The 3,111-nt window shown below is 42.8% G+C and carries 4 protein-coding genes and 1 pseudogene; all 5 read right to left on the reverse strand.

Annotated elements, in window-relative coordinates:
• Positions 1-28 precede the first annotated feature (28 nt).
• Positions 29-1,123, reverse strand: coding sequence for an ISAs1 family transposase (locus tag ACMHXI_RS13130; RefSeq protein WP_109248997.1), 1,095 nt, complete (start codon positions 1,121-1,123; stop codon positions 29-31).
• Positions 1,124-1,157: 34 nt separating this feature from the next.
• Positions 1,158-1,484, reverse strand: a complete 327-nt coding sequence (locus ACMHXI_RS13135) for a hypothetical protein (protein WP_413735137.1) — start codon at positions 1,482-1,484, stop codon at positions 1,158-1,160.
• Between the two features lie 89 nt (positions 1,485-1,573).
• Complete coding sequence (locus ACMHXI_RS13140) at positions 1,574-2,323, reverse strand: Imm52 family immunity protein (RefSeq protein WP_413735139.1); 750 nt, start codon at positions 2,321-2,323, stop codon at positions 1,574-1,576.
• Positions 2,323-2,703, reverse strand: coding sequence for a Tox-REase-5 domain-containing protein (locus ACMHXI_RS13145; RefSeq protein ID WP_170946731.1), 381 nt, complete (start codon positions 2,701-2,703; stop codon positions 2,323-2,325). The genes ACMHXI_RS13140 and ACMHXI_RS13145 overlap by 1 nt, the downstream gene beginning before the upstream one ends.
• A gap of 261 nt (positions 2,704-2,964) precedes the next feature.
• Positions 2,965-3,111, reverse strand: a pseudogene (locus tag ACMHXI_RS13150) (alpha-amylase family glycosyl hydrolase); the annotation flags it as partial.

A 3,111-nucleotide genomic window follows, 5' to 3' on the forward strand; every position in this document is an offset into this window, starting at 1 on the left:
CAGGGCGGGATTCCACTTTGCTTATATCTTAACCAAATAACAACTCTGAGCGAAATGTAGGACTCCAACCAGCACGGCGGCGCTTACCTGCCAGACTGTCTTTTTTGCCTTGGTGCTGCCTTATCGCACTCAGAGCCGCTCGGTTAAATAGGGCGAGATGCTTTGCGCCATCAGGATCCGTTACCTTCAGCGCATCTTCGCGGAAGACCACATCCAGCACCCAATGGAGCTGATTTTCTACCCCCCAATGCTCTCGAATAGTCCTCGCGGCCTCTTCGGCATTGAGCGGTAAGGAACTGACATACCAGCGTGAAGAACATGATGTTATTCCATCGACTGTCCGTTCACTGGCAACTTCGATAAATGAGGTGATGTGCGGCCACTTTTTCTTAAGTTCCGCTGATAATTCTGCTTCTATCTGCATGACTGTTCGGCGCTCCCTGCGGCCATGACCCATGTTGAACTGCTCAAATATAGCCAGTTCTGGCTGCTCATACGCTTTACTGAAGCTGGTTTTGACTGCTTCAAATAATCCCGGCTGGTTCGACTTGAGCTGAATAATGAAATCACCGTTCCCCTGTTTAATTTTGTTCATGGTAGACACCTGACAATGCAGTGCATCCAGCGTCAGAACGGCATTATCCAGTGCCATAGCATCAATCATGTTGCGGGCGACTTCAGCTTCTTTCCCTTTAGAATGTGAACTGTCTTGGTAAAGTGTAATGCCGTTGCCGACATCAAATGCGCTGACAACATGGAGTGCATTCTTAGCATCCTCACTCCACGCCCCGCGCAGGGTTTTTCCATCCAGCGCGATAACGGTTTTCCCTTCCGTTTGCCGTTGCTCATTGATCCAGCCAAATATGGCTTGAAGGAGCAGTTCGCTGTCCAATGCTTTGATTATATTACTGATACAATGCCTTTTAGGGATGCCATTTTCAAATTTTCGGTACAGACGGAGCCAATCTAGCTGTTCTTCTCCGAATTCCTGAATGGACTTCCACCCAGTCGCACCGCTGAGGATAGCACTGAGTGTCAGGAACACCACATCCACTAAATTATGCTTTAGATTGATGTCCTTACGGGGATCGGTAATCTGTTCTAGTTGTTTCAAAAGGGTCATGGTCATCTGTGGATTAAGGGCAAGGCAGATCAGATCATGACCAACCGTAAAAGTTCAATTTAAAGTGGGATCCCGCCCTGATAATGATGGAGCCAACCTTTACAATATTCTCTAATCGATCCTCAACTACTGCTGTCACTCGATGGGGTAAGACTTTCTCCTCAAGTGCTTCAATAGATACAAGTCCAGAATTAGATAACATCACTTCTTTAGCCATGAATGCATGAAGATAATCAACCTCTGCTCCCTCTTCATACTCACATGGCTGGCAAAATGCTATGCAGCTATATTCGCCATCAGTAATTGTCAGTTCAGCCTCTTGAGCTGACTTTGAAGTCCAATTTAACTTTTCAACCTTCATAATCAATCACAAAAAATCAAGCTACCCATGATAATACAATGAATTGCCACTGATTTCTTTCCTAGACACCTTTTAGTTAGATAAACTAGCTAGAAATCATCTTCAACAGAAATAATTCCTGCATTAACCAATGCAACCTGAGTATTTCTCAATAGATTAACAACTTCAGAATCATTAACACCCATTAAGCGTTCAATTACCTCCAACTGACAACCATTAGCTAGATTACTAATTATGATATCACTAGGTATAGACTGGCTGTTGACTGTAGAACTCACGTATGAAATCCAACCGACACTATTGTCAAACTCCATATCAGGATCTATTTTGCAAACCAAATCATGAGACGTGAACACTGCAAATTCTGGATTACATTGTGTAACTAAAAGCTTCCAAACTTGCCTAAAAAACTGCAATTCATTAACTCTACTTTCAACAGGATAATCTAGTTTACATACAACAGAATTTCCTGGGCTAGCAGTACCATATGCTCCCGAACTCACTATAATAAAAAAAACTGGCCCACAGTCCAATTTAACTTTCCACTGCGATGTGAACCCCAAAGGGGACAATAGGGAAACAGTCGAATCTTCTTGAACAACTTCTGTATATGCGACATCATGGTCAAGCACTAAACTAATAATTTTACTCTTTTGTTCGAGAAAATCATCTGGCATCACATCTAGTTTTAGTCCCTTTGAGAGTATTTCAAATGAGCACGGACGTTCTACCGCTGCATCAATACCTATGAGTAAATCAATGATGAAAGATAAGTATTCATCTAGGCACTGTTGCCTGTCTTGCCAATAGAATCCCATGTATTCTTTTGCTCTAATCATTATTGACCACCCTTAGGCGTATAAACTGGTTTAATATGTTTAACTTTATTCTCTCTTAACAACTGACTTACAAGATCAAACTTTTCTTGATTAGGTATATGCCACTCGACTTTCGTTTTCACTTGTGATGCTACAGCTGACTGCTTTCTCGCATCTCGCAAAACAACATCAAGCGACCAAGCCTCATCTTTGGGCCATTTATTAAAATCCTTAGCATCAATTAAAACTCCACGTTCAGGGTTGAATCCATCAAATTTGATTTCACCGCTTTTCATTAAATCCGTCTTTACAACATACTCTGTATGCCGTGGAGCACCCGTGACTTCAATTTGATATGCAGCGCCTTTTTCTGGTGTATGCCGACTAAATAATTGCTCCAAATAATAGATCACTGCACCGATATCGTCTAAAGTAGTAACTTGACGCAGTTAGGATATATAGGACATCCTAAACACTTTCTGAGCTATAAGGAAAAGGAAAAGCTCACTGCAGGGTGTCAGTCTCTGATAAATAACGACGGATTTTTGGAAATGAGACTCTCTGAGATGAGTAATCTGCGTGCTTCATACAAAAACTGCGGTTGCCAGGCATGCCAACGGCAGGCTTAAGCCTGTTGCTGCAAAATCACCAACGGTTTAAGGTTAATGGGGATGTATTGCTTGGCTTTGTTGCTTACCCCGGCACCATTTACCACCATATTTGGCCTTCATGGCACACATCGCATCCCATCGGCCACTCATGCTACTGTACTGACGGCGAAACTCCTTGGCGGAAGTTATCCAGGCATC

It is taken from the genome of Shewanella sp. BJSY2023SW005 (genome assembly GCF_047314585.1).
In the GTDB taxonomy this organism is placed as follows: domain Bacteria; phylum Pseudomonadota; class Gammaproteobacteria; order Enterobacterales; family Shewanellaceae; genus Shewanella; species Shewanella algae.

Coding starts and splice junctions, on each gene's coding strand:
- ACMHXI_RS13135 (WP_413735137.1), bottom strand. CDS start 1,484: ATGAAGGTTGAAAAGTTAAATTGGACTTCAAAGTCAGCTCAAGAGGCT.
- ACMHXI_RS13140 (WP_413735139.1), bottom strand. CDS start 2,323: ATGATTAGAGCAAAAGAATACATGGGATTCTATTGGCAAGACAGGCAA.
- ACMHXI_RS13130 (WP_109248997.1), bottom strand. CDS start 1,123: ATGACCCTTTTGAAACAACTAGAACAGATTACCGATCCCCGTAAGGAC.